This is a genomic window from Microbacterium sp. STF-2, from assembly GCF_034650155.1.
Classification (GTDB): Bacteria; Actinomycetota; Actinomycetes; order Actinomycetales; family Microbacteriaceae; genus Microbacterium; species Microbacterium maritypicum_A.
In genome coordinates this window covers 891,217-917,149 of sequence record NZ_JARKMW010000002.1, presented here as the reverse complement: position 1 = coordinate 917,149, position 25,933 = coordinate 891,217, and the positions used below count along the sequence as shown (strand labels likewise).

The 25,933-nt window shown below is 68.5% G+C and carries 25 protein-coding genes; 16 read left to right on the top strand and 9 right to left on the bottom strand.

Annotated elements, in window-relative coordinates:
* Window positions 1–10: 10 nt before the first annotated feature.
* Window positions 11–658, bottom strand: coding sequence for a TetR/AcrR family transcriptional regulator (locus tag MicroSTF_RS18240; RefSeq protein ID WP_021199258.1), 648 nt, complete (start codon window positions 656–658; stop codon window positions 11–13).
* 158 nt (window positions 659–816) lie between these two features.
* Here MicroSTF_RS18240 and MicroSTF_RS18235 point away from each other — a divergent pair, with 158 nt between their 5' ends.
* The 6 genes from MicroSTF_RS18235 to MicroSTF_RS18210 all read left to right on the top strand — a co-directional run bounded on the left by MicroSTF_RS18235 (window position 817) and on the right by MicroSTF_RS18210 (window position 8,660).
* The gene (locus tag MicroSTF_RS18235) at window positions 817–2,475 is read left to right on the top strand and encodes an ABC transporter substrate-binding protein (protein ID WP_029265087.1); all 1,659 of its coding nucleotides are present in this window, start codon (window positions 817–819) and stop codon (window positions 2,473–2,475) included.
* A gap of 73 nt (window positions 2,476–2,548) precedes the next feature.
* Window positions 2,549–3,373, top strand: coding sequence for an ABC transporter ATP-binding protein (locus tag MicroSTF_RS18230; RefSeq protein WP_021199256.1), 825 nt, complete (start codon window positions 2,549–2,551; stop codon window positions 3,371–3,373).
* Window positions 3,370–4,176, top strand: a complete 807-nt coding sequence (locus tag MicroSTF_RS18225; protein WP_021199255.1) for an ABC transporter ATP-binding protein — start codon at window positions 3,370–3,372, stop codon at window positions 4,174–4,176. The genes MicroSTF_RS18230 and MicroSTF_RS18225 overlap by 4 nt, the downstream gene beginning before the upstream one ends.
* On the top strand, window positions 4,173–5,261 hold the full coding sequence (locus MicroSTF_RS18220) for an ABC transporter permease (RefSeq protein ID WP_315071534.1): 1,089 nt from the start codon (window positions 4,173–4,175) through the stop codon (window positions 5,259–5,261). The genes MicroSTF_RS18225 and MicroSTF_RS18220 overlap by 4 nt, the downstream gene beginning before the upstream one ends.
* A gap of 1 nt (window position 5,262) precedes the next feature.
* Window positions 5,263–6,414 (top strand): ABC transporter permease, encoded by a 1,152-nt coding sequence (locus MicroSTF_RS18215; RefSeq protein WP_322957617.1) that lies wholly within the window; start codon window positions 5,263–5,265, stop codon window positions 6,412–6,414.
* Entirely contained in the window at window positions 6,414–8,660 is a 2,247-nt protein-coding gene (locus tag MicroSTF_RS18210) for a glycoside hydrolase family 3 N-terminal domain-containing protein (RefSeq protein WP_322957615.1), read from the top strand. The genes MicroSTF_RS18215 and MicroSTF_RS18210 overlap by 1 nt, the downstream gene beginning before the upstream one ends.
* Before the next feature lie 49 nt (window positions 8,661–8,709).
* Here MicroSTF_RS18210 and MicroSTF_RS18205 read toward each other — a convergent pair whose 3' ends face one another.
* Both MicroSTF_RS18205 and soxR read right to left on the bottom strand, forming a co-directional pair.
* A complete protein-coding gene (locus MicroSTF_RS18205) occupies window positions 8,710–10,059 on the bottom strand; it encodes a DUF1254 domain-containing protein (protein ID WP_322957613.1) in 1,350 nt (449 codons plus the stop codon).
* Between the two features lie 64 nt (window positions 10,060–10,123).
* The gene (gene soxR / locus MicroSTF_RS18200; protein WP_021199250.1) at window positions 10,124–10,573 is read right to left on the bottom strand and encodes a redox-sensitive transcriptional activator SoxR; all 450 of its coding nucleotides are present in this window, start codon (window positions 10,571–10,573) and stop codon (window positions 10,124–10,126) included.
* 134 nt (window positions 10,574–10,707) lie between these two features.
* On the opposite strand from soxR, the gene fdxA reads away from it, so the two are divergent.
* Genes fdxA through MicroSTF_RS18180 form a run of 4 tightly spaced genes read left to right on the top strand, consistent with a single transcriptional unit; the run spans window position 10,708 to window position 13,537 of the window.
* Entirely contained in the window at window positions 10,708–11,034 is a 327-nt protein-coding gene (gene fdxA / locus MicroSTF_RS18195) for a ferredoxin (RefSeq protein WP_021199249.1), read from the top strand.
* Window positions 11,031–12,389, top strand: coding sequence for an FAD-dependent oxidoreductase (locus MicroSTF_RS18190; RefSeq protein WP_322957609.1), 1,359 nt, complete (start codon window positions 11,031–11,033; stop codon window positions 12,387–12,389). The genes fdxA and MicroSTF_RS18190 overlap by 4 nt, the downstream gene beginning before the upstream one ends.
* Window positions 12,386–12,895, top strand: a complete 510-nt coding sequence (locus MicroSTF_RS18185; RefSeq protein WP_021199247.1) for a flavin reductase family protein — start codon at window positions 12,386–12,388, stop codon at window positions 12,893–12,895. The genes MicroSTF_RS18190 and MicroSTF_RS18185 overlap by 4 nt, the downstream gene beginning before the upstream one ends.
* A gap of 12 nt (window positions 12,896–12,907) precedes the next feature.
* Entirely contained in the window at window positions 12,908–13,537 is a 630-nt protein-coding gene (locus MicroSTF_RS18180; RefSeq protein ID WP_322957607.1) for a superoxide dismutase, read from the top strand.
* Window positions 13,538–13,550: 13 nt separating this feature from the next.
* Here the strand turns inward: MicroSTF_RS18180 and MicroSTF_RS18175 are convergent, their stop codons facing one another.
* A complete protein-coding gene (locus MicroSTF_RS18175) occupies window positions 13,551–13,838 on the bottom strand; it encodes a metal-sensitive transcriptional regulator (RefSeq protein ID WP_021199245.1) in 288 nt (95 codons plus the stop codon).
* Window positions 13,839–14,094: 256 nt separating this feature from the next.
* Here MicroSTF_RS18175 and MicroSTF_RS18170 point away from each other — a divergent pair, with 256 nt between their 5' ends.
* Window positions 14,095–15,741, top strand: coding sequence for an FAD-dependent oxidoreductase (locus tag MicroSTF_RS18170; RefSeq protein WP_322957604.1), 1,647 nt, complete (start codon window positions 14,095–14,097; stop codon window positions 15,739–15,741).
* Here MicroSTF_RS18170 and MicroSTF_RS18165 read toward each other — a convergent pair.
* Both MicroSTF_RS18165 and MicroSTF_RS18160 read right to left on the bottom strand, forming a co-directional pair.
* A complete protein-coding gene (locus tag MicroSTF_RS18165; protein ID WP_021199243.1) occupies window positions 15,738–16,745 on the bottom strand; it encodes a LacI family DNA-binding transcriptional regulator in 1,008 nt (335 codons plus the stop codon). The genes MicroSTF_RS18170 and MicroSTF_RS18165 overlap by 4 nt on opposite strands.
* Window positions 16,746–16,831: 86 nt before the next feature.
* On the bottom strand, window positions 16,832–18,502 hold the full coding sequence (locus MicroSTF_RS18160) for a glycoside hydrolase family 13 protein (protein ID WP_021199242.1): 1,671 nt from the start codon (window positions 18,500–18,502) through the stop codon (window positions 16,832–16,834).
* A gap of 227 nt (window positions 18,503–18,729) precedes the next feature.
* On the opposite strand from MicroSTF_RS18160, the gene MicroSTF_RS18155 reads away from it, so the two are divergent.
* Both MicroSTF_RS18155 and MicroSTF_RS18150 read left to right on the top strand, forming a co-directional pair.
* Window positions 18,730–19,158, top strand: a complete 429-nt coding sequence (locus MicroSTF_RS18155) for a DUF1761 domain-containing protein (RefSeq protein ID WP_021199241.1) — start codon at window positions 18,730–18,732, stop codon at window positions 19,156–19,158.
* Between the two features lie 189 nt (window positions 19,159–19,347).
* Window positions 19,348–20,613: a hypothetical protein gene (locus MicroSTF_RS18150; protein ID WP_322957600.1), complete on the top strand. Its 1,266-nt coding sequence runs from the start codon at window positions 19,348–19,350 to the stop codon at window positions 20,611–20,613.
* 103 nt (window positions 20,614–20,716) lie between these two features.
* Here the strand turns inward: MicroSTF_RS18150 and purQ are convergent, their stop codons facing one another.
* The 3 genes from purQ to MicroSTF_RS18135 form a co-directional block, all read right to left on the bottom strand.
* Window positions 20,717–21,424 (bottom strand): phosphoribosylformylglycinamidine synthase subunit PurQ, encoded by a 708-nt coding sequence (purQ, locus tag MicroSTF_RS18145; RefSeq protein ID WP_029266853.1) that lies wholly within the window; start codon window positions 21,422–21,424, stop codon window positions 20,717–20,719.
* Complete coding sequence (purS, locus tag MicroSTF_RS18140; RefSeq protein ID WP_017204254.1) at window positions 21,421–21,669, bottom strand: phosphoribosylformylglycinamidine synthase subunit PurS; 249 nt, start codon at window positions 21,667–21,669, stop codon at window positions 21,421–21,423. Before purS ends, purQ begins: the two co-directional genes overlap by 4 nt.
* Window positions 21,670–21,876: 207 nt before the next feature.
* Entirely contained in the window at window positions 21,877–22,410 is a 534-nt protein-coding gene (locus tag MicroSTF_RS18135) for an adenine phosphoribosyltransferase (RefSeq protein ID WP_029258801.1), read from the bottom strand.
* 135 nt (window positions 22,411–22,545) lie between these two features.
* On the opposite strand from MicroSTF_RS18135, the gene MicroSTF_RS18130 reads away from it, so the two are divergent.
* The 3 genes from MicroSTF_RS18130 (at window position 22,546) to MicroSTF_RS18120 (ending at window position 25,930) form a co-directional block, all read left to right on the top strand.
* On the top strand, window positions 22,546–23,856 hold the full coding sequence (locus MicroSTF_RS18130) for an ABC transporter substrate-binding protein (RefSeq protein ID WP_021199237.1): 1,311 nt from the start codon (window positions 22,546–22,548) through the stop codon (window positions 23,854–23,856).
* A 98-nt stretch (window positions 23,857–23,954) separates the two neighbouring features.
* Window positions 23,955–25,043, top strand: a complete 1,089-nt coding sequence (locus tag MicroSTF_RS18125; protein WP_322957595.1) for a sugar ABC transporter permease — start codon at window positions 23,955–23,957, stop codon at window positions 25,041–25,043.
* A complete protein-coding gene (locus tag MicroSTF_RS18120) occupies window positions 25,040–25,930 on the top strand; it encodes a carbohydrate ABC transporter permease (protein WP_322957594.1) in 891 nt (296 codons plus the stop codon). Before MicroSTF_RS18125 ends, MicroSTF_RS18120 begins: the two co-directional genes overlap by 4 nt.
* The last annotated feature ends 3 nt before the right edge of the window (window positions 25,931–25,933 follow it).

Sequence of the window (25,933 nt, the reverse complement as noted above, 5' to 3'; positions counted from 1 at the left end):
GATCGACGGATCAGGCGGGGTGCACGTACGTCGGCAGCGCCGGCCCGGGGTGCAGCACGGCGTTCACGATCGCCTGGATCGCGAATTCGCTGGCTCCGCCGAGCTCGACGACGTCGGGGTGCAGGAGCCACTGCAGCTGCAGACCGTCCATCACCGCGAGGATCGCGGCGGCGGCTGCGGCGATCGTGTCGGGATCGCGCACACCCTCCTGGGCGCACAGCTCGTGGAACGCCGCCGTGACCTCGCGACGCAGGGTCGTGTAGCGGTCCTCGAAGAAGTGCCGCGCCGGGTGGTCGTCGGTCACCGACTCGGCGGACAGCACCGTATAGGCCTGCACGATGCCGGGCCGCTTCTCGTTCGCGAACGCCGTGCGCACCAGATGCAGGAACAGCTCAGGTCCGTCCGGGATGTGCTTCTCGGCGAGCTCGGCGACGTCGGCCTGGTCGCGATAGGCGAGAACCTCGAGCAGCAGCTTCTGCTTCGAGCCGAAGTGGTGCAGGACGCCGGCGTGGGTGATGCCGACCTGCTCGGCCACGTCGGCCAGAGTGCCGTTGGTCGAGCCCTTGTTGCCGAAGATCTCGACGGCTGCTTTGAGGATCTGCTCGCGTTTCGCGAGGGTCGCCGGGCGCACGCGCACTGTCTGGTCGCTGTCTACCACCGCGGCCTCCTCTCCATCGTCGGGCTGTGCTTGCGATCAAACTTACTACTCGGTAACCTCACGAGAGCTTACTTTCTCGACAGTAAGCAAATCACGACAGTCGGTGGACTCCCGTCCTCCGGCGACGCAGCACAAAGACCCGTGCCCTAGGAGAAGCAATGAAGCTCAGAAAGTCTCTGATCGCCGCGACCGCGATCACCGCCCTCGGCGTATCGGCCCTCGCCGGATGCTCGGCAGGCGGTGGATCCGACGATGGCGCCGGTTCCGCATCCCTCACCATCGCGAAGCCCGACGGCGCGATCACCACCGAATCCAACAACCCCTTCGTCGGCGACTCGTCCGCCTCGAAGTACGGCTACGGCAAGGTGATCTTCGAGACCCTCGCCCTCGTGAACCAGACCGGCGACCGCGGCGTCACTCCGTGGCTCGCCGACAGCCTGGAATGGAACGACGACTACACGGTGCTCACTGTCGTTCCTCGCGCCGACGTCACCTGGAGCGACGGCGAGCCCTTCACCGCCGAAGACATCGTCTACTCCTACGAGCTCGCCTCCACCCCCGCCCTCGACACCGCGGGCCTCCAGCTCGACAGCGCTGCCGTCGACGGCGACAAGGTCGTGCTGACCTTCGCCGCGTCGAAGTACGTCAACCAGGCCCGCGCCCTGCACGTGCCGATCGTCCCGAAGCACATCTGGGAGAACCTCGACGACCCGGCCACCGACCCCGTCAAGGGCGACGACCTGGTGGGTACCGGACCCTACGTCCTCTCGAACTGGTCGACCGAGTCGGTCACGCTCGACGCCCGCGACGACTACTGGGGCGGCGACCTGGCCGTGCCCGAGCTGCACTACGTCTCGTACGGCGACAACACCGCGCTCACCACGGCCCTCGCGAACGGCGACGCCGACTGGGCGCAGGCGTTCATCCCGCAGATCGAGGAGCAGTTCCTCTCGGCCGATCCCGAGCACAACAAGTTCTGGGCGGCTCCCACCACCGGTTCCGCGACGCTGTTCATGAACCTGCAGCAGAAGCCGTTCGACGACCCGGCCTTCCGTCAGGCGCTCGCCTGGGTGATCGACCGCGACGCCTACGTCGACATCGCCCGCGAAGGCGCCAGCGAGGCCGTCTGGTCGGTGACGGGACTCTCCTCGATCCTCGACGACGAGATCCAGCCCGAGTTCCAGGGCAAGGAGTACGCGGTCGACGCCGAGAAGGCCCGCGACCTGCTCACCACCGCCGGGTACACCTGGAAGGACGACGCGCTGATCGACCCCGACGGCGCACCCGTCTCGTTCACGCTCTCCGTCCCCTCCGGCTGGAGCGACTGGAACACCGCGCAGGAGCTGATCGCCGAAGACGTCACGGAGGCCATCGGCGCCGAGGTCAAGATCGACATGCCCGACTGGGGCGGCTGGGCCGATCCCCGAGACAACGGCACGTTCTCCGCGATCATCCACTGGCTCGAGGACAGTGGCACGGCCTACGGCCTGTACACCTCGACCATGGACCCGCGATGGATCTCGGACGGGAAGGCCGGCTTCAACTTCGGTCGCTTCGACGACCCGACGGCGACGGCCGCGCTGAACTCCTACGCCAACGCCTCGTCGGACGAGGAGCGCACCGCCGCGGTCGACACGCTGCAGACGATCTTCTCCGAGCAGGTGCCGGCCATCCCGCTGGGCGCGCACCCGCTGCTGGGCGAGTTCAACACCCGCAACTACGTCGGATGGCCTTCGGAAGAGGACCCGTACGCGTCTGCCGACCCGACTCAGCAGAACATCGTGCAGATCCTCACGAAGCTGAAGCCCGCCGAGTAAGCAGCATCCTGCCGGGGAGCCCGCCTCGACGACGGTGCGGGCTCCCCTGATCAGGTCGACGAAGGACACCCTCATGCCAGACCCCCTGCTCAGCGTGCGCGACTTCTCGGTCGTGTACGACGTCGATCCGCCCGTCGAGGCGGTGAAGAACGTCACCCTCGAACTGCAGCGCGGCGAGATCCTCGGTCTCGCCGGTGAGAGCGGATGCGGCAAGACCACGCTCGCCTACGGTGTGCAGCGCCTGCTCCGGGCACCCGCGGTCATCACCGGCGGCAGTGTGACCTTCCACGATGTGACCGGGGTCGACATCGACATCAACGCCCTCGGCGTGGATGCCATGCAGCGGTTCCGCTGGGACAAGGTCTCGATGGTGTTCCAGGGGGCGATGAACGCCCTCAACCCGGTGGCGACGATCGGTTCGCAGCTGGAGGACGTCTTCGAGATCCACCGCCCCGACATGAACCGCAAGCAGCGGCGCGCCGAAGCCGAGGAGCTGCTGGAGATCGTGAAGGTCGGACGCCAGCGCGTGCGCTCCTTCCCGCACGAACTGTCCGGCGGCATGCGCCAGCGCGTGATGATCGCGATGGCCCTCGCGCTGCGTCCGCAGCTGATGGTCATGGACGAGCCGACGACCGCCCTCGATGTGCTGGTCCAGCGGGAGATCCTCAAGCAGATCTCGCAGCTGCGGCACGAATTCGGCTTCTCGGTGATCTTCATCACCCACGACCTTCCGCTGCTCCTGGAGATCAGCGACCGGATCGCGATCATGCGGGAGGGCGAGATCATCGAGCTCGCGACCGCGGAACGCATCTGGACGCAGCCCGAGCACGAGTACACGAAGACACTGCTGTCGTCGTTCCCCCGGCTCACCGGGGAGAGAGGGGTGCTGGTGCGATGACCACCCTCGAATTCCGCGGTGTCACCAAGGCCTACAACGTGCGCGGGGCGGGCCAGATCAAGGCCCTCGACGACGTGAGCTTCACCCTGACCTCCGGGCGCACGATCGGGCTGGTCGGCCAGTCCGGGAGCGGCAAGTCGACGATCGCGAAGATCCTCACCCAGCTCGAGACCCCGACCAGCGGAGAGGTGCTGCTCGACGGCACGCCCATCCCTCGTCGTGGCAAGGGGCTCCGGAAGTACCGGCAGCAGCTGCGCATGGTGTTCCAGGACCCGTTCGCCTCGCTCAACCCGTACCACTCGATCCGCTATCACCTGGAGCGGCCGATCCGTCTCGACGACGTCGTGCCGAAGAAGCAGACGGAGGACGAGGTGCGCCGGCTCCTCGCGCGCGTGCGCCTGGACGCGGACGCGGTGATCGATCGACGCCCGCACGAGCTGTCGGGTGGCCAGCGGCAGCGCGTGGCCATCGCCCGCGCCCTGGCCTCCCGCCCTTCGCTCCTCGTCGCCGACGAGCCGGTCTCGATGCTCGACGTGTCGATCCGCCTCGGCGTGCTGAACCTGCTCGCCGATCTGCAGCGCGAAGAGGGACTCGGCGTGCTCTACATCACGCACGACCTCGCGACCGCCCGCCACTTCAGCGACGAGATCATGGTCCTCAACCAGGGCCGCGTCGTGGAGTACGGCGCCGCCGACGACGTGATCCTCCATCCGCAGGACCCGTACACGCGGGAACTGCGCTCCGCTTCCCCCGACCCGGACACGTTCTTCGCGCAGGCCGCATCGAACGGAGGCACCCTGTGAGCACCGCATTCCCCCAGCTCGACGACAACGACCTGGTCGCCCGCGACGCCCTCGAGGTCGGCACCACCGCCACCGCGGCGGAACGCGGACGCCGACGTGTGCCGTGGCGCTTCTTCGCCGGCCGAGCCGCCTTCTACCTGTTCACCCTGTGGGCGGCCATCACCATCAACTTCTTCCTTCCGCGCCTCATGAAGGGCGACGCGGTCAGCTCCTACCTCGCGCGCAACCGCAACGTGAGCCCCGAGGCCGCCGATGCGCTGCGCATCCTGCTCGGCATCGACACCGACAAGTCGATCTGGCAGCAGTACCTCGAGTACTGGGGGATGCTGCTGCGCGGAGACCTCGGCATCTCGACCCTGCACGGTCTGCGGCCCGTGGCGGAGGTGCTCGCCGCCGCCCTCCCGTGGACACTGGGTCTCGTCGGCATCGCGACCATCATCTCCTTCACGATCGGCACGATCGCCGGGGCCGTCGTCGGCTGGAAGCGCGGCAGCAAGCTCGACGCGATCATCCCGGTGACCACGTTCTTCAACACCATCCCGTACTTCTGGCTCGGACTCATCGCGATCGCGATCTTCTCCTCGACCCTGAAGTGGTTCCCCTCATCGCACGCGTACGACAAGGGCCAATCCCCGGAGTGGAGTCTCGACTTCATCGGCCAGGTGATCATGCACGGCACGCTGCCGGCGCTGACGATCGTGGTCGCCTCGCTGGGCGGATGGGTGCTCGGCATGCGCAACATGATGCTGACCGTGCTCGACGACGACTACATCACCGTGGCTCAGGCCAAGGGCATGCCTAACAAGCGCGTCCTCTGGGGCTATGCCGCTCGCAACGCCGTGCTGCCGCAGATCCAGAGCTTCGCGCTGTCGATCGGCTTCATCGTCGGCGGCACGATCGTGATGGAGATGGTGTTCAGCTATCCGGGCGTCGGCAAGCTGCTGCTCGACGCGACCAACGCCAAGGACTTCGCTCTCATGCAGGGCGTGTTCCTCGTGATCACGCTGTCGGTGCTCGTGGCCAACATCCTCGCGGATGTCGTCTACGCCTACCTCGACCCGCGCACGCGCCAGATGGAGTCCTGACATGACCGTTCCCACCACCGCCGCGAGCACCGCGCCCGACGGGTCGGCCGTCGTCTCCGGCATGCCGGAGACCGCGACCCTGCGCACCCCACCGGCGGGCGCTCCGCCTCGCAAGACGTTCTGGTCGCAGCTCGCCCAGGCGTTCGCGATGTTCCGCAACCCCAAGTCGATCGCCGGGCTCATCATCCTCGGAGTGTTCGTGCTCATCGCGATCCTCGCGCCGTGGATCTCACCCTACGGGCCGACGCAGAAGGATCGCACGGCGCTGCGGCAACCGCCCTCCTGGGAGCACTGGCTGGGGACGACCCACATGGGGGAGGACGTGCTGAGTCAGATCATCTACGGCACCCGCGGTGTGATCGTCGTCGGCTTCCTCGCCGCCTTCATCGCCACGATCATCGCGATCACCATCGGTGTGATCGCCGGCTACGTACGCGGCTGGAAGAGCGAGTCGCTCTCGGCGCTGACGAACGTGTTCCTGGTGATCCCGGGCATCCCGCTCATCATCATCATCGCTTCGCAGTTCGAGAACCCGCCGCTGATCGTGATCGCCGCGGTGCTCGGCATCACCGGGTGGGCCTGGGGCGCTCGCGTGCTGCGCGCGCAGACCATGTCGCTGCGCAACCGCGACTTCATCCAGGCAGCACGCGCGAACGGCGAACCGCTGCGCCGCATCATCACGGTCGAGATGCTGCCGAACCTCATGGCGCTCATCGCATCGAGCTTCGTCGGCACGGTGACCGCCGCGATCCTCGGCCTCACCACGCTGGCGTTCATCGGGGTGATCCCGGTGAGCAATCTGAACTGGGGCACGATCCTGTTCTGGGCGCAGCAGAACGGCGCCTTCCCGCGTCTGTGGTGGTGGTACGTGCCCGCAGGGCTCTGCATCGCGATCATCGGTGTGGCCCTCTCTCTCATCAACTTCGGCATCGACGAATACGTCAACCCGCGCCTGCGCTCGGCCGGCGAGCGGGCCAGGGCGATGAAGAAGAAGGGGCTGAACGTGAACGACGCCGTCACGGCCGTCCGCAGCGTGCCCCTGCCGAAGACGACCTCCGATCCCGTAACGTCGGCGACCTCGCCGGACACCTCCGATTCCTCGAAGACCTCGACCCCGAACTCGACCCCGAACTCGACCCAGAACACGAAGTGATGACCTCTCAGACCCTGACCACCCAGCTCCCGTACCAGGACCCCGCACTCTCGATCCCCGAGCGGGTGGCCGACCTCCTCAGCCGCATGACGCTGGAGGAGAAGGTCGGGCAGATGCTCCAGCTCGATGCCCGCGACGACATCGACGACCACATCGCCCGCCGTCACGCCGGATCGATCCTGCACACCTCGCCCGAGCGCATCCTGCGGGCGAACGAGCTCACCGCGCAGACCCGGCTCCGCATCCCGCTGCTGGTGGGAGAGGACTGCATCCACGGCCACTCGTTCTGGCCCGGTGCGACGATCTACCCGACGCAGCTCGGCATGGCCGCATCGTGGGATTCCGACCTCGTCGAACGCGTCGCCCGCGCGACGGCCGAAGAGGTCGCGGTGACCGGCATCCACTGGACCTTCTCGCCGGTGCTGTGCATCGCCCGCGATCTGCGCTGGGGCCGCATCGACGAGACCTTCGGCGAAGACCCGTTCCTGATCGGAGAGCTGGCCTCGGCGATGGTGCGCGGCTACCAGGGCGACGGACTCGACGACCCGACCGCGATCCTCGCGACCGCCAAGCACTTCGCCGGGTACTCCGAGACCCAGGGCGGGCGCGACGCGAGTGAGGCCGACATCTCACGGCGCAAGCTGATCTCCTGGTTCCTGCCGCCGTTCGAGCGCGTCGCCCGCGAGGGGTGCCGCACGTTCATGCTCGGCTACCAGACCACCGACGGAGTGCCGATCACGACCAACGATTGGCTGCTCAGCGATGTGCTGCGCGGCGAGTGGGGCTACACCGGCACGCTCATCACCGACTGGGACAACGTCGGGCGCATGGTGTGGGAGCAGCGGATCCAGCCCGACATCACGCACGCGGCTGCTGCGGCCGTGCGGGCGGGCAACGACATGATCATGACCACGCCGGCCTTCTTCGAGGGTGCGCTCGACGCCGTCGCTCGGGGCATGCTCGCCGAGGACGCCTTCGACGCTGCGGCCGCCCGCATCCTGACCCTGAAGTTCGAGCTGGGCCTGTTCGAGAACCCGCGCCTGCCGGGCACGGAACTCGACGCCGTGGTGGGCAGTGCCGCGCACGCCGAGCTGAACCTCGAGGTCGCCCGCCGTTCGCTCGTGCTGCTCGAGAACGACGGCGTGCTGCCGCTCGATCCCACCTCCGCGCTGAAGGTCGCGGTCACCGGTCCGCTCGCCGACGACGCGCAGACGCAGCTCGGCGACTGGGCCGGCGGCTCCGGGCAGGCGGGCTGGCTCGACGGTCAGCCGCGCGAGATGATCGCCACCGTGCTCGACGGGCTGCAGGCGATCGACGGTTGGACCGTCACGCACGCCCGCGGCGCCGACATCCTCACGCTCGAAGAAGACCCGCAGGGGCCGTTCTTCCCCGACAAGCAGCCGCGTCCTCCGGTCGTGAGGGCCTGCGAGCCGGACGCCGCGATGATCGCGGAGGCCGTCGCCGCGGCCTCCGAGTCCGACGTCGTCGTCGCGGTCGTCGGCGACCGGATCGAGCTGGTCGGCGAGGGGCGCTCCACGGCGACGCTCGAGCTCATCGGCGGGCAGAACGCCCTGATCGATGCGCTCATCGCGACCGGCACGCCCGTGGTCATCGTGCTGCTGGCCTCGAAGCCGCTCGTGCTCCCGGCATCGGCCTCGAAGGCTGCCGCCGTGATCTGGGCGGCGAACCCCGGCATGCAGGGTGGCCGTGCGCTCGCCGACATCATCTCCGGCGCGGCCGAGCCGTCCGGGCGCCTGCCGATCTCGTTCGCGCGCCACGTCGGTCAGCAGCCGACGTATTACAACCAGATCCGCGGACAGCACGGTGACCGCTACGCCGACCTCACGCAGTCACCGGCCTGGGCGTTCGGCGAGGGGCTGTCGTACACGACGGTCGAGTACTCCGCCCTGACGCTCGAGGCGACGACGCTGGGGGAGTCCGACACGATCGTCGGTCACGTCACGGTGTCGAACACGGGCACTCGGCCGGTGCGCGAGACCGTGCAGGTGTACGTGCGCGACTCCGTGACGAGCGTGAGCTGGACCGACAAGGAGCTGAAGACCTTCCGCCAGGTCGACGTCACCCCCGGCGCATCCGTGCGGGTACGCCTGGAGCTGCCGGTCGCCGACTGCACCATCGTCGACGCCGCGGGCAACCGCATCGTCGAGGCCGGCGCGTTCGAGCTGCTGGTCGGCCCGAGCTCCCGCGAAGAGGTGCTCCTCTCCGCCGACTTCGAGGTGCGCTGACCCGCCGCGGCGGGCGAGCGCACCTCGCGATCGATCCGGTGTGCTCGGTTCAGGCCTTCTGGAAGTCGGAGGGCTTCCAGGTGCCGTCGAACGCGGGGGCGCCTGGGCCGTAGATCCGGAAGTAGGCGAACCACTGCGAACCGGGGTTGGTCTGCAGCCATGGCACCTCATCCCGGGGTCGATCGGGACCGAAATGAAGGGTGATCCCGCCGGATCCGTCGGGCGCGAGGTCGTCGCGCAGGCTTGTCAGCACGGGCTTGAACTGCGGGGTGTTGATCTCCGAGCGGGTGTCGAGGTCATAGAGGGTGACAGACCAGAACTGAGCGGCGGGCACGGGTGCGGGAACGGTCAACGTGTACGACGTGGCCCCATCCAGTGCGGCCCCGTCCGCATCGACCGCGGCGAGCCAATAGAGCGAGCCGGCGCCCTCCTTGTGCATGAACATCTTGTCGGTTTCGAGGGTGGCCTGGTAGAACCAGCGCTCCCGCACCGAGAGGTTGAGGAAGTTCTTCTCGTAGTACCCGAAATCTCCCTCGGAGTAGACCACCCACTCCCAATTGCGGTCAGGCCAGACGAGCCGTTCCGGTGCGTCGTCGGCGAACGCCGCCACCACGAGCTGCTCGTTCGCCTTCTCGGCTGCCTCGGACAGGATCGAGACGAGTTCCGCGTCGGGCGCGAAGGGGCGGTCTGCCCGCAGGCCGAGGTCGGCGAGCATGCCGTACTGGTTGTAGAGCGCGGGGGACGGCACATCGATGTCGAGTGCGCGCTTGAGGGCATGCCAATAGTCGATGGTTCCGTCGACCACGCAGGGGTTCGCGACGGCCTTGCGGTCGGACATGTCCACGAACACGTTCGGTGCCGGGTTCTCCGCATCGGCCCAGGGGTAGACCTTCAGCGTGCGCAGCAGTGCCTTCCCCTTCTCCGGGTCGGGGAACGGTGCGCGCGCGCAGATCAGGAACCTGTTCGTCGGGGGGTGCTTGACGATGTAACCGGACTCGGGCAGGGGTCCGTCGTACCCCGGGGGGACGAACAGGTACTTGGCGCCCTTGCCCTCGTCCTCGCCGACGACGCCCATGTTGGTGACGAACTGGAAGTTCGTGTCATCGATCACGCCGATCAGCGGACCGGCGGGGAGCTCGACGACGACGGGGCCGTCGGTCGTGTCGCCCAACCCGAGTCCGTAGGGGGTGTCCGAGTTCTGGGTGAGGGTGACGAGGTCCGGCGTGGTGAGCTGGATGAGGAGACCGCGGTTGGCGGGCGCCCCGAGCTCTTCGATGGACTCGAAGTTCAGCACCATCGACACCGTCGGGTAGAAGAACTTGTACGCCTCGACGGCGCGGTTGAGCAGCGCGTCGCGGCGGATCCTGACGATCTCTTCGGTGGTGGGGAGCTTCTTCATCGGCGGTGTCCCTTCATGGCGTTTCCGCGATCATGTCAGAGACCGTCCGCGCGGGAAAGAGGCGTCAGTCCCGCAGGCGCTGGGGGCCGGCGCCCTGGGTGCCCAGGGCGTCGTCGGGGTTGAGCAGGCCGCACGCCTTCATCGACAGGCACCCGCAGCCGATGCATCCGGTCAGTTCGCGCTCGAGGCGCTCGATGCCCTCGCGACGCTTCTCGAGCTCGCGCTTCCAGCGTCTCGACGCTCGTTGCCAATCGGCGTGGCTCGGAGTCTCGGTCAGGGGCACGTCGGCGAACGCGGTCTGCACGTCCGACAGCGGGATGCCGAGGCGCTTCGCGACCGTGATGAGCGAGACGCGACGCAGCATGTGCCGGGCGTAGCGGCGCTGGTTGCCGGGCGTGCGGGTCGAGGCGATCAGGCCGAGCGTCTCGTAGAAGTGCAGGGCGGAGGCGGCGACCCCGGTGCGTCGGGTCATCTCGCCGATCGTCAGCGGCTCGTCTGGTGCGTGCGGACTCATCCGGCGTGCTCTCCCTCCGTCTGCCGTCCCTCGATTTGACCTCAAGTGTACTTGAGGTTTTACGGTTGAGGGGTGGCTCGGAGACGGGCCGAACGAACGAATGAGGACAGCGTGACCCGGACGAAGACCCCGCGATGACCTATGTGATCGCCCTGCCGTGCGTCGATGTGAAGGACAAGGCCTGCATCGACGAATGCCCCGTCGACTGCATCTACGAAGGCGAACGCTCGCTCTACATCCACCCGGACGAATGCGTGGACTGCGGTGCCTGCGAGCCGGTGTGCCCGGTCGAGGCGATCTTCTACGAAGACGACCTGCCCGACGAGTGGCAGGACTACTACAAGGCCAACGTCGAGTTCTTCGACGAGCTCGGGTCGCCGGGAGGCGCCGCGAAGACGGGGATGCTCGCCTTCGATCACCCGATCATCGCCGCGCTCGCACCACAGGGGGAACACGCATGACCAACGCCGAACCGCGCATCGCCGTCGTCGGCGCGGGGCCCGCGGGCATCTACGCGGCCGACATCCTGCTCGACCGGGTGCCGACCGCATCGATCGACCTGTTCGAGAAGCTCCCGGCACCGTATGGTCTGGTCCGCTACGGCGTCGCGCCCGACCATCCCCGCATCCGCAAGATCACGGATGCCCTGCACGAGGTGCTCGTGAACCCGCGCATCCGGCTGCGGTGCAACGTCGAGGTCGGCGTGGACATCGGGATCGACGAGCTGCGTGCCGCGTACGACGGAGTGATCGTGGCCACGGGGGCCGACCTCGATGTCGCTCTCGACATCCCGGGCATCGACCTGCCCGGCTCGTTCGGCGCGGCCGACTTCGTCGCCTGGTACGACGGGCACCCCGATGCGCCGCGCACCTGGCCGCTCGCCGCCGAGGCGGTCGCGGTGCTCGGCGCCGGCAATGTGGCGCTCGACGTGACGAGGATCCTCGCCAAGCATGCGTCGGCGCTGACCCACACCGACACCCCGGATGCCGTGCTCGACCAGCTCGCTGCCAGCCCGCTGCGCGACGTGCACCTGTTCGCCCGTCGGGGCCCGGCCGACGTGCGTTTCTCGGCCATGGAGCTGCGCGAGCTCGCCGAGCAGGACGACGTCGATGTGATCGTCGACCCGCACGACCTCGCCCTCGACGAGCACGCCGAGCGGATGGTGGCGCAGTTCTCGCAGCGCCGTATCGTCGTGCGCACCATGACCGAATGGGCAGCCCTCGATCCCGCGAGCCGCACCGCCTCGCGCCGCATCCACGTGCACCTGCGGCAGCGTCCGGTGCGCGTGCTCGGCACGGACGCGGTCACCGGTATCGAGATGGAACGCACCGCATCCGACGAGCTGGGCCGCATGGTCGGCACGGGGGAGCTGCTGCGCTATGACGTCGGAGCCGTCTATCGCGCAGTGGGCTACCGCTCGACACCTGTTCCCGGGGTGCCGTTCGACGCCGCTCTCGGCGTCGTGCCGCACGTCGAGGGTCGCGTCGTCGATGCGGACGGAGCGCCGATCCCGCGACTGTACGCGACCGGTTGGATCAAGCGCGGTCCGGTCGGGCTGATCGGGTCGACCAAGTCGGATGCCGCGCAGACGATCGGCCACGTCGTCGACGACCTCGATGCGATCGAGCGCGAGGCGCGCGACATCGATCCGATCGCCCATCTCTCGCAGGCGGTCGACCTCGACGGCTGGCTGCGCATCGACGCCGCCGAGCGCGGGGCCGGAGCGGGGCGCGGTCGCGAGCGGACGAAGCTCGTCGAGCGTGATGAGATGCTGGCACATGCGAAGCAGCAGCAGATGATGGAGGCAGGTCGATGACCGCGACACCCGTACCCACGCCGATCGGCGAGGCGCTCAAAGCCGCCTTCCGCACCCACCCGGCGGGAGTCGCGATCATCACCGCGAGCACCCCGGAAGGGCCGGTCGGTCTCACCGCGTCCAGCGTCGCCTCGGTGGCGGTCGATCCCGCGGCGATCGTGTTCTCGGTGACCCGTGCCACCGGTTCTGCAGGAGCGATCCTCGGTGCCGACACCTTCGTGGTGCACCTCATCGACGACGAGCACTCCGATCTCGCCCAGAGCTTCGCGGTCAGCGGGTCCGAGCGGTTCACGCCCGAGCAGGGGTGGGCCACGCTGCCGACCGGCGAACCGCACCTCCCCGAGGCCAGGGTGGCCCTGCGCTGTCGTCCGATCCAGACGGTCGCCGTCGGTTCGTCGACCGTGGTCATCGCCGAGGTCATCGAGGTGCTGCCTGGTCTCTCCGGGCGCCCTCTGGTCTACATCGATCGCCGTTTCCACGCACTTCCACACGACAACAACCACTGAAAGGAAGACGTCATGACCACGCTCTACACACTCCCCGAGCTGCCGTACGACTACTCGGCCCTCGAGCCGCACATCTCGGGCAAGATCATGGAGCTGCACCACTCCAAGCACCACCAGGCCTACGTCACGGGGGCGAACACCGCACTCGAGCAGCTCGCCGCCGCCCGCAGCGCGGGTGACCTCGCGAACGTGAACAAGCTCGAGAAGGACCTCGCCTTCAACCTCGGCGGCCACATCAACCACTCGGTGTTCTGGCAGAACCTCTCGCCCGAGGGCGGCGGAGCACCCGAGGGTGAGCTCGAGGCCGCACTGGTCGATGCCTTCGGATCGATCGACGCCTTCCGCGCGCACTTCACCGCGACCGCACTCGGTGTGCAGGGATCCGGTTGGGCCGTGCTCGCCTGGGACAGCGTGGGCGCGCGTCCCGTGATCTTCCAGCTGTTCGACCAGCAGGGCAACGCGCCGCTCGGCGTCTCCCCGCTGCTGCAGCTCGACGTCTGGGAGCACGCCTACTACCTCGACTACCTCAACGTGCGCGCCGACTACGTCAAGGCGTTCTGGAACCTCGTGAACTGGCCCGATGTGCAGCGCCGCTTCGAGGCCGCCCGCACGGCGACGAAGGGTCTCATCGTCGCGAGCTGACCCGCGCCGCCGGTCACGCGAGGGAGAGGAACAGCTTCTCCAGTTCGGCCATCGACACTCCACGGGTGTCGGTGGCCGCTTGCGTCTCCGCCTCGGGCTCGGTCATGCAGTCCTTCATGGCGGAGGCGATGATCTGGAAACCCGCCTTGTCGAGAGCCGAGGTGACGGCGGCGAGCTGTGTGACCACCGCCCGGCAGTCGCCACCCTCCTCGACCGCGGCGATGACGGCGCCGAGCTGTCCTCGGGCTCGCTTGAGACGGTTGGCGATCCTGCGCTGGGTGTCGGCGTCTGCGGATGACATGGTCGCTCCCTGGGTGTCGGCTGGACTTCCCACTATACCCCTGGGGGTATAGTGGGACCGATACCCACGGGGGTATCGGTGAGGAGACGATGAAGATGTGCCGAGCAGTCCGTTGCAAGACTTGCGGCAAGACGACCTGGGCGGGGTGCGGTCAGCACGTCGACGCCGTGCGGCGAACGGTGCCTGCCGCGCAGTGGTGTTCCGGACACCCGAAGGAGCAGGCGCAGGGCGGCTTCTTCTCGCGGATGTTCCGGCGATGACCACCGTGCAACCGCTCACCGTGGTCATCGTCGGTGGGGTCGCCGGGGGCATGTCCGCCGCCGCGCGCCTGCGCCGCCTCGACGAGCACGCGCAGATCATGGTGTTCGAACGAGGGCCTGAGGTCTCGTACGCGAACTGCGGCTTGCCCTATTACGTCGGAGGGGTGATCGCAGAACGCGAATCGCTGCTCCTGCAGACGCCGGAATCTCTGCGCAGCCGCTTCCGGCTCGATGTGCGTGTGCGTCACGATGTCACGCGAATCGACACTGCGCAGAAGCTTGTCGAGGTCATCGACATCGACTCGGGGCGCCGCTTCACACAGAGCTACGACAGGCTGATCCTCGCCACCGGCGCGCGCCCCCGTCTGAACGAGCCCTCCTCGGGCATCCGTACGCGCAGTCTGCGGACGGTCGAAGACGCGGATGCGATCGACGCCGCGCTCTCGCGGGCGGGCGTTCCGGTGGTGGTGGTCGGCGGAGGCTACACGGGCCTGGAAGCGGTCGAGAACCTCGTCGCTCGCGGCGCATCCGTGACGCTGGTGCAGCGGGGATCCCACCTCCTCTCCCCGCTCGATGCGGAGATGGCCGCACCGATCACCGCCGAGGTCCGCGCGCACGGCGTCGATGTGCGCCTCGGCGTCGAGGTCGTGCGTGCCGTATCCGGGCGGGTCACGCTGAGTGATGGGGCATCCGTCCCCGCCGAACTCGTGATCGATGCCTCCGGAGTCGTACCGGAGACGGCGCTGGCCGAAGGTGCCGGCATCCGGCTCGGTGAGACCGGCGGCATCGCGGTCGATTCGATGTGCCGCACGAGCGCCCCCGACGTGTTCGCGGTGGGCGACGGCGTCGAGAAGCTCGACCTCGTGGGCGGCGACACGGCTCTCATCACGATGGCCGGCCTCGCGAACCGACATGGACGCATGGTGGCCGACCTCATCGCGGGGAGGACGGAGACGGCGCGCCCCGCGCTCGGCACCGGGATCGTCCGCGTGTTCGGGGTCGACGCAGCGAAGGTGGGCTGGAGTGAACGGCAGCTCCGGGCCGCAGGACGTGACTTCTACGTCGTGCATGTGCATCCCGGATCCCACGCCGGCTACTACCCCGGCGCCGAGACGCTGTCCATGAAGATGCTCGCCGACCCCGCCTCCGACGTGATCCTCGGTGTGCAGGTGGTGGGGCGAGACGGTGTCGACAAGCGGATCGATGTGGTGGCGACCGCCATGCAGGCCGGCATCACGGCCGCCGGGCTCGCGAATCTCGAACTCGCCTACGCCCCGCAGTTCGGCTCGGCGAAGGACGCGGTCAACATCCTCGGCTACGTCGCCGAGAACACCCGCTCCGGCACGACTCCGACCATCCAATGGCATGAACTCGCTGAGGAGCAGCGTGGGGGAGCGACACTGATCGACGTGCGCTCGACGGTCGAGCATGCTGCCGACGCGATTCCCGGCGCCGTCAACGTACCGCTCGACGAGCTCAGAGAACGGCTCGACGAGGTGTCAGATGGACCCGTCATCGTGCACTGCCAGGTCGGATTGCGTGGGCACATCGCCACGCGGATCCTCCGGCAGCGAGGCGTGGACGCGCGCAACCTCGACGGCGGCTATCGCACCTGGCGCGACGCCACCCTGTGTGAACGCTAGAGCAGGCGGGAGGTGGTCCCGCGCACGTTCAGCTCGTAGGGCAGCGCCGACGGGATGTGCACGGCGTCGGGGGTGGCGAGCTTCGCCAGCACGGCATCGGCTGCCCGCTCGCCCTGTCCGAGCGGGAACTGATCGACCGTGGTCAGGCGGAAGAACTCGCCGAGTTCATGCCCGTCGATGCCGACGATCGACAGCTCCTCGGGAACGCTGAAGCCCAGGTCTCGGGCCGCGAGAAGTGCGCCGATGGCCATCTCGTCCGAGGCCGCGAACACGGCGGTCGGGCGGGGGCCCGGGCGGCCGAGCAGCTGCTTCGCCGCCCGGTAGCCGCCCTCGACCGTGAAGTCGGCGGGCTCGAGGAAGGCATGGTTGAGGGGGATGCCCGCCTTCGCCAGCGCCTTCTCGAACCCCAGGCGGCGGTTGGTCGGGATGTGGAAGTCGATGTCGAACTCCGGGTTCGCCCCGATGTGCGCGATATCGGTGTGGCCCAGGCTGATCAGATGCTCGGTGGCCAGTTGCGCGACCGCGACGTCGTCGACGGTGAGGGTGTCGAGCTTCGGGTTCGGACCGCCGATCGCGATCACAGGAAGTCCGAGGTCGAGCAGATACTGCGTCTCGTCCTCGTCGAGCTCGATCGACACCGCGATCACGGCGTCGACGCGCTGTCGGCGCAGGAAGGTGTCGAACACGTGCCGACGTACGTCCTTGTCGGCAGTGATGTTGTACAGCGTGATGTCATAGCCCTCGCGCATGAGGGCGGCGGAGACGCCGGAGAGCACCGTGCTGAAGAACCACCGGTCGAGGAAGGGCACGATCACCCCGACGTTGCGGGTGCGACCCGAGGCCAGGCTCGACGCCCGCGACGAGACGACATAGCCGAGCGACTGCGCCGCGGCCTGCACCCTCTCCTTCGCGGACTCCGATACGTGACCGCGTCCGCTCAGTGCGCGGGAGACGGTCGCGGTGGAGACTCCGGCGAGCCGGGCGACCTCATCGATGCTGGCCATGTGTTCCTCTGTCGAAAGTGCTCCGGTCGCGATTCCTGCCGGTTCACGCGGGCGTGAGCGACAGGAATCGCGACCGGAAGGGCGTGTCAGGCCTGCGTCGCTGTGGTGTACCAGACGGCGGTGTCGACCGGGATCGACGCGCCTTCGAACGGCTGGCTCTGCAGCATCACGAAGGCGTCGGCCGGCAGCTCGATCGGCGCCGTGCCGAGGTTCGCGACGACGTGCACGTCACCACGTCGGAAGGCGACCGCGTCGGGCCCGGCGTCTTCCCAGACCAGCGAGCCGCTGCCGAAGCCGTGCTCGCGGCGCGCGGCCAGCAGACGCTTGTACAGCGCGAGCGTCGATGCGGGATCGACCTCTTCGACGTCGCGGGCGTAGGCCGCCCAGTCTGCGGGCTGCGGGAGCCACGAGAGACCGGTGTCGTTGAATCCGAAGGCCGGAGCCTCGGCCTCCCAGGGCAGGGGCACGCGGCATCCGTCACGACCGTAGCGCTCGCCGTTCGTGCGGAACCAGGTCGGGTCCTGACGGTACTCGTCCGGGATCTCCATGGCCTCGGGCAGGCCGAGCTCTTCGCCCTGGTACAGGTACGACGAACCGGGCAGTGCCAGCATCAGCGTGGTCGCGGCGCGGGCGCGGGCCAGGCCGATCGCGGTGTCGGGCTTGCTCGGGGTGTTCGGGCCGATACCCTCGCCCTGGGGGTTGTCCGCCGTCAGCGCGAGGCGCGAGGCGTGGCGCACCACATCGTGGTTCGAGAGCACCCAGGTGCTCGGGGCGCCGACCGCGCCGAAGTCGTCGAGCGACTCCCGGATGACGTCGCCGAGGGCCTTCGCGTTCCACGGCGTCATCAGGTACGGGAAGTTGAACGTCTGGTGCATCTCGTCCGGACGCACCCACAGGGCCGTCTGCTTGAGCGTCGGCATCCAGGCCTCGCCGCACAGGGCGCGGTCGCCGTCGTACTCGGCGAGCACCTTGTGCCAGTCGCGGTAGATGTCGTGCACGCCGTCCTGGCCCCAGTACGGCACGTTCGACTCGCCGCCGCCCATGGAGTCGGCATCGCTCGGGGGCGTGTAGTCGGGCAGGCCTTCGGCCTTGATCATGCCGTGGGCCACGTCGACGCGGAACCCGTCGACACCGCGGTCGAGCCAGAAGCGCAGGATGGAGCGGAACTCCTCGCGCACCTCTTCGTTGGTCCAGTCGAAGTCGGGCTGGGTGGCGTCGAAGATGTGCAGGTACCACTGGCCCGGCGTGCCGTCGGCCTCGACGACGCGCTCCCACATGCCGCCGCCGAACACGGATTCCCAGTTGTTCGGCGGGAGCTCGCCGTTCTCGCCCTTGCCGTCGCGGAAGATGTAGCGCGCGCGCTCGGGGCTGCCCGGGCCGGCCTTCAACGCCTGCTGGAACCAGACGTGCTGGTCGGACGAGTGGTTCGGCACCAGGTCGACCACCACGCGGATGTTGCGGGCATGGGCGGCCTCGAGCATGTCGTCGAAGTCGGCCAGCGTGCCGAACAGCGGGTCGACGTCGCGGTAGTCGGCCACGTCGTAACCCGCGTCGCGCTGCGGACTGGTCATGAACGGGCTCAGCCAGATCGCGTCGACGCCGAGCTCCTGCAGCGCATCGAGTCGGCTGGTGATGCCCGGCAGGTCGCCGATGCCGTCACCCGAGGCGTCCGCGAAGGATCGGGGGTAGATCTGGTAGATGACGGCGCTGCGCCACCACTCGGAACCGGGGGCTGCGATCTGCTCAAGCTGTGCCATGGGAACAGGCTAGTGCAAACGCTTACATTCATGCCAGAGCGGGGATCGAATCGGTTCGGTGCCGCGGATTCCGCCGGCCGAGGCCGCGCCACTTGCATGACGGTCGGTCATTCGCATGATCGTCCAGCGTCCGTGGTCATGCATCCGTCGCGGTCTCATGCCGGTGTCGCCGGCGGTGCGATCGCAGGCGGGGAGTAGGGTGAGGCATCCGATGAGTGGAGGCTGTCATGGTTCCCGAGATCAACTACTGGGCGGTCCTGCTGGCCACCGCGTCGAGCATGCTCGTCGGCTCGGTCTGGTACGCCCCGAAGGTGTTCGGCACGCGCTGGTCGAAGCTCGCGAACGTCGACATGGATCGTCCTGCGGCCACAGCGGCCTGGCCGATCATCACCACGGTCATCGTGAGCTTCATCACGGCCTGGGTGCTCGCCGGCGCCTCGTCGATCGCGTGGCACTTCTACGGCGGATCGTACTTCTGGGGCGCCGTCGTCACCGCTGTCACGCTGTGGGCGGGGTTCACGGCCGCCCGTTTCATCACGCACGACGCGTTCGAGGGGCGCTCGACCCGACTCACCACGCTGAACATCGCTCACGAGCTCGTCACGGTCGTCGTCATGGCGATCATCATCGGCGTCTGGCCGCCGGCGCTCGCCTGACGTACCGCTCCGACTCCCGGGGGACCGGCGAACCGGTGGCCGGGTCGGTTCGGAGGACTCGCCGATCGGAGAGCCACCTCTAGACCTTCGCCGCTTCTGCGAGCGCATGCGGGGTGCGAGGCTCGCTGGGTGACCTGCCGGTCACCCGCGTGCTGCGGACCCGCGCGCGGTTCAGACCGAGGGGTCTCGATGTCCGGATCTTCGCGCCGATCGGCGCCGTGGGCGGTCGCCGCCGCGCTCGTCGCCGCAGTTGTGCTGGTGGGCGCGGCTCCTGCCGCGGGGGGAGCCATGCGCCCGTCGGATGACCAGGCATCCGGTGCGAGTGGCCTGGATCCCTCGCAGTCCGTCGCGCTGGCCTACGAGTTCCTGGATACGCGCGTCGACCAGTTCTGCGATGGAGCCGGACACTGTCTGCCGCGCAGCTACGAGGGCGGATTCTTCACCACTCCGAGCTGGGACTTCACCCCCTCGTTCGTCTACGACGATGCGCTCGTGATCATCGCGTACACCGCCAGGGGGCTTCCGGACGACCTCCGTCGCGCGCGGGCGATCGGCGACACCCTGCTCTTCGTGCAGGCGAACGACCCGATCGGCGACGGCCGCACACGGGCGTCGTACGAACCGCACGGCATCCGCGAGGGGCGGGTGGAGATCACCGGCCCCGGCAGCTTCACCGGGAACCAGGCGTGGGTCGGATTGGCTCTCGCGCGTCTCGCGCACGCCACCGGAGATTCGCGGTACCTCGACGGCGCGCTGCGTGTGGGCCAGTGGATCCAGGACAACACGGCCGACATGGTCCGAGCCCCGTACGGGTACACCGGGGGTCAGCTCGAGGACGGCACGTCGCTGACCTGGAAGTCCACCGAGCACAACAGCGACGTCTCGGGGTTCTTCACGCAATTGGCTCAGCTCACCGGCGACCCCGTGTGGTCCGAGCGGGCAGCGGTCGCCGCCGACTTCGTCGCGGCCATGCAGAGTGCGGACGGCCACGTCGACACCGGCACGGGCCTCGACGGTTCGACCATCAACACCCGTCCCATTCCGCTGGATGCGCAGACGTGGAGTTCACTCGCCACGGGCGACCCGCGCTACGGCGCCGCGCTGGACTGGACGCTCGCGAACCTGATCGCCACCGACGGCCCGTACACGGGCCCCTCGATCAGCGAGGTCGATGTGTCGAAGGCCTGGTTCGAGGGGAGCGGACACCTCGCGCTCGCTCTCACGCTCCGCGACGGCCCGGGAGACGCCGACCGGGCCGAGACGTTGCTGAGCAGCATCCGTCTGGCGCAGCGCGATGCTCCGAACGGTGACGGCAAGGGGATCGTCGCGACCTCGAACGACGGTCTCGACTCGGGTTTCGGCGACCTCTACTACGCCAGCCTGCACACGGGCGCGACGGCCTGGTACCTGCTCGCGGCGGCGGGGGACAATCCGTTCACCCTGCCTGCCGACTGACCTGCCGTTCGACCGGCCTGACGGCGGACCGGCCTGCCGTTCGACCGGCCTGACGGCGGACCCGCCTGACGGCGGACCCGCCTGACGGCGGACCGGCCTGAGGTTATGCGGCGACGCGGGCGACCGCGGCGATGGCGCTCGTGAAGAAGTCGAGTCCGTCGATGCCGCTGCGCATGGCGACAGCGGTGTCGGGGCCGAAGCCCGCCTCGGTGGCGTGCTCGGGGTGCGGCATGAGCCCGACCACGTTGCCCGCCTCGTTGGTGAGACCGGCGATGTCGCGGAGCGATCCGTTCGGGTTGACTCCGGCGTAGCGGAAGGCCACGAGCCCCTCGCCCTCGATACGGTCGAGGGTCTGCTCGTCGGCGATGTAGCCGCCGTCGGCGTTCTTGAGCGGGATCACGATCTCCTGGCCGGTGCGGAACGCATTGGTCCACGCGGTGTCGGAGTTCTCGACCGTGAGCTTCTGGTCGCGACGCACGAAGTGCTGGTGGTTGTTGCGGATCAGGCCGCCGGGCAGCAGGTGAGCCTCGACGAGCATCTGGAAACCGTTGCAGATGCCGAGCACGGGCATTCCCTTCGCGGCGGCATCCTTGACCTCGCTCATGATCGGCGAGAGCGCGGCGATCGCGCCGGCGCGCAGGTAATCGCCGTAGCTGAAGCCACCGGGGAGGACGAGTGCGTCGACGCCCTCGAGGTCGTGCGAGCCGTGCCACAGGGCGACCGGCTCTGCGCCGGCGATGCGCACGGCGCGCTGGGCGTCGCGGTCGTCGAGCGAGCCGGGGAAGGTGATGACGCCGATGCGGACGGTCACTCCGCGACCTCGATGCCGACGACGTCCTCGATCACGGAGTTGGAGAGCACCTCGTCGGCGATGCGCCGGGCCTCGGCGAGAACCTCGTCGGTGACCTCGCCTTCGACGGTGAGCTCGAAGCGCTTGCCGATGCGGACGTCGGTGAAGCCCTCGACGCCGAGGCGGGCGAAGGCGCCGGAGACGGCCTTCCCCTGCGGGTCGAGCAGTTCGGGCTTGGGCATGACGTCGACGACGATGGTGGGCATGACGGCTCCAAGAGTCGCGGGCGGACGGGCGCATCCAGTCTACTGCCCTCGGCTCGCCCGCCCTCGCCCCGCCCACTCGACGTCGAGGGCACGACATCTCGCCGAGTGCACGGCCCGCGTGCGGGGGGATGCCGTGCGCTCGCCGAGTACCCGTGCGCTCGACGAGCAGTGCGTGTGCGTGGGTGTGGGGGCGTGGGGGAGAGGGGGCTATGCGGAGTGGAAGACGGTGTGGAGGTCGCCGACCGCCTCGCGGCCGCCGAGACCGTCGATCTCGAACAGCACCGAGATGCCGATGACATGGCTGCCGAGGCGCTCGACGAGCTCGCGTCCGGCCGCGAGGGTTCCTCCGGTGGCGAGCACATCGTCGATCAGCAGCACGCGGGATCCGGGGGGCAGGTCGTCGTGCATCTCGATCGTGGCGGTGCCGTACTCGAGGGCGTAGTCGACGGATGCCGCGGGGCGCGGCAGCTTGCCGGCCTTGCGGATCGGGATGAGTCCGACGCCTGCGGCGATGGCGGCAGCGCTGGCGAGGATGAAGCCGCGCGCCTCGATGCCCGCGATCACGTCGAACTGGCCGGCGAAGGGTTCGATGATCGCCTCGGTCGTCACGCGGAGGGCCTCGGCGTCGGCGAGGAGTGGCGTGATGTCGCGGAAGATGATGCCCGGTTGCGGGTAGTCCGGCACGTTGCGGATCAGGGCTTCGGCGCGGACGAGGGCAGGGGAGAGCGTGGCTTCGGGCACTGCCCAAGGGTACCCCGCGGCGGCTGGGTTGACACCGTGGGAGCGCTCCCATAGAGTGACTGCTCAGTTCGTGGGAGCGCTCCCACGACGTCCCGACGCACCACTCACCGCACGACCACCACAAAGGAGTGAACTGTGAACACACGTGCCCGCAACCGGATCCTCGTGACTGCCGCCGTGGCATCCGTCTCCGCTCTCGCCCTCGCCGGCTGCTCCGGCAGCACCGGCGATTCCACGGAGGGGAGCGCCGATGAAGAGGTCACATTGACCGTCACCACGTTCGGCACCTTCGGCTACGAAGATCTCTACAAGGAGTACGAGAAGGCCCACCCGAACGTCACGATCGAGGCGACCAACATCGACACCGGCGGCAACGCCCGCACGGATGCGTTCACCAAGATCGCCGCCGGCTCCGGCCTCAGCGACATCGTCGCAGTCGAAGAGGGCTGGCTCGGCGCGATCATGGACGTCTCCGACACCTTCGTCGACCTGCGCGACTACGGCATCGAAGACCGCAAGGACGACTGGGTCGACTGGAAGTACGGCCAGGCGACCGACGCCGAAGGCCGCGTCATCGGCTACGGCACCGACATCGGCCCGAGCGGCATCTGCTACAACGGCGCCGCATTCGAGGCGGCCGGGCTCCCGAGCGACCGCGAGTCGGTGGCCGAGCTCCTCAACGGCGACTGGGAGAACTACTTCCAGGTGGGCGCCGACTACACCGCGAAGACCGGCAAGGCCTGGTACGACCACTCCGGCTTCGTCTGGAACGCCATGGTGAACCAGCTCGACGAGGGCTACTACACGACCGACGGCAAGCTGAACGTCGAAGACAACGCCGAGCTCAAGGAGCGCTTCGAGCTGCTGGGCGCCGCGACCGAGGGCGGCCAGTCCGCCGCGCAGACCGCGTGGGACTGGAACGGCGGCAAGTCGTTCGTCGACGGCACCTTCGCGACCTTCGTGTGCCCGGGCTGGATGCTCGGCGTCGTGCAGGGCCAGGTCGAGGCCGGCGGCGGCGATGCGTCCACCGGATGGGACTTCGCCGATGTGTTCCCCGGCGGCGCGGCCAACTGGGGTGGCGCGTTCCTGTCGATCCCGGAGACCTCGCAGCACAAGAAGGCGGCCGCCGAGCTGGCCGACTGGCTGACGCAGCCCGAGCAGCAGGTGAAGCAGTCCGCCGCCGCGGGCAACTTCCCCTCGACGATCAAGGCGCAGGAGACGCTCGCCGCGGATGCGACGCCGAACGCGTTCTTCAACGACGCGCCGACCGGGGCGATCCTCGCCGAGCGCGCCAAGGGCGTCGTCGCCCAGTTCAAGGGTGCCGATGACTCGGTGATCCAGGAGAACGTCTTCGGTCCGGCGCTCAGCAGCCTCGACCGCGGCGACACCGACACCCAGGGCGCCTGGGACCAGGCCATCGGTCTGCTGAACGACCTCGTCGGCTGACATCCCCCTTCCGGTCGCAGTTCCCGCCGTCGCCACCCCACGGCCGGCGGCAGGAACTGCGACCGGAACTCCTCGGAACCCCGGGACAAGGACACCCCATGACACTCACCGCCCCGCCCGCGGAACAGCAGCGCGCGGCATCCCCCGCGAAGGATGCCGCACCGAAACGCTCCTGGCGCCACCGCGTCTCACGGTTCGACCAGAACGCCTCGCCGTACTTCTACATCTCGCCGTTCTTCCTGCTGTTCGGGCTGGTCGGCCTGTTCCCGCTGCTCTACACGGTCTGGGTGGCGGTGCACGAGTGGGACCTGCTCAAGGGCGAAGGCGAGTTCGTCGGGGTCGGCAACTTCGTCGAGATCCTCGGCGACGCGATGTTCTGGAACTCGATCGGCAACACCCTGAGCATCTTCCTGCTCTCCGCGATCCCGCAGCTGGCCGTGGCCCTCGTGATCGCCTACCTCCTCGACCGGGGCCTGCGCGCCCCGACGTTCTGGCGCATGAGCGTGCTGATCCCGTTCGTGGTCACCCCGGTCGCGGTCGCCATCATCTTCTCGAGCATCTTCAACGAGGCCGACGGTCTGGCCAACAACCTGCTCAACCTCATCGGCATCGCGGACCAGGAGTGGAAGCACAACACCGCGCTGTCGCACATCGCGATCGCCATCATGGTGAACTTCCGCTGGACGGGCTACAACGCCCTCATCCTGCTGGCCGCGATGCAGGCCGTGCCGCGTGACCTCTACGAGTCGGCGGCCCTCGACGGGGCCGGCGCCGCGCGCCGCTTCTTCTCGATCACCATCCCCACGATCCGTCCCACCCTGATCTTCGTCATCATCACGGCGACGATCGGCGGGCTGCAGATCTTCGCCGAGCCGCGCCTGTTCGACGTGTCGACCGCCGGCGGCATCGGCGGCAGCGACCGGCAGTTCCAGACCACCGTGCTGTTCCTCTGGGAACTGGCGTTCTTCCGTCGCAACCTCGGGGAGGCATCGGCCGTCGCCATCCTGCTGTTCCTGCTGATCGTCGGGATCGGCGTGATCAACTTCCTCATCTCCCGACGGATCTCCACCGGAGACGCCCCGAAGAATAGTGCGGCCCGCCGCCGCGCGCACACCACCGACGCGGCCGCGACCGCGGCGGCCGCCGGAACGACGATCGCCACCACGACCGAGGAGAACGCGCGATGACCGCCACGCAGGCACTGAGCGTCCCCGAGAAGATCCGCCGTCGCCGGAGTGCGTCATCCGGCACCGCCGGGATCGGCAGCCGCCCCGGCTTCCTCACATACGGGCTCCTGGCCGCGTTCATCATCGGCAGCGTGTATCCGCTGTGGTGGTCGGTCGTCGTCGCGAGCGGCACGAACGCCACCCGCGGTGAGACGCTGCCGCTGATCCCCGGGGGCAACTTCTTCACGAACGCGGCCAAGGTCTTCGACGCGATCCCGTTCTGGCTGGCGCTGGGCAACTCGTTCCTCATCTCCGGCATCATCACGCTCTCGGTCGTCACCTTCTCCACGCTCGCGGGCTACGCCTTCGCCAAGCTCCGGTTCAAGGGCCGCGACGGGTTGATGATCTTCGTGATCGCGACGATGGCGATCCCGACGCAGCTGGGCATCATCCCCCTGTTCATGCTGATGCGCGAACTCGGCTGGACGGGCTCGATCGGCGCGGTGATCGTGCCGACCCTCGTCACCGCCTTCGGCGTCTTCTTCATGCGGCAGTACCTGGTCGATGTGATCCCGGACGAGCTGATCGAGGCCGCCCGTATGGACGGCGCCAACCAGTTCCGCACCTTCCTGACCGTCGGACTCCCCGCGGCTCGGCCGGCCATGGCGATCCTCGGACTCTTCACCTTCATGACGGCGTGGACCGACTACCTGTGGCCGCTGATCGTGCTCTCTCCGCAGAACCCGACCCTGCAGACGGCGCTCAGCCAGCTGCAGTCGGGCTACTACATCGACTACTCGATCGTGCTCGCCGGCGCGGTGCTCGCGACCCTCCCGCTGCTCGTGCTCTTCGTGGTCGCCGGTCGGCAGCTGGTCAGTGGCATCATGGCGGGCGCGGTGAAAGGATGACCC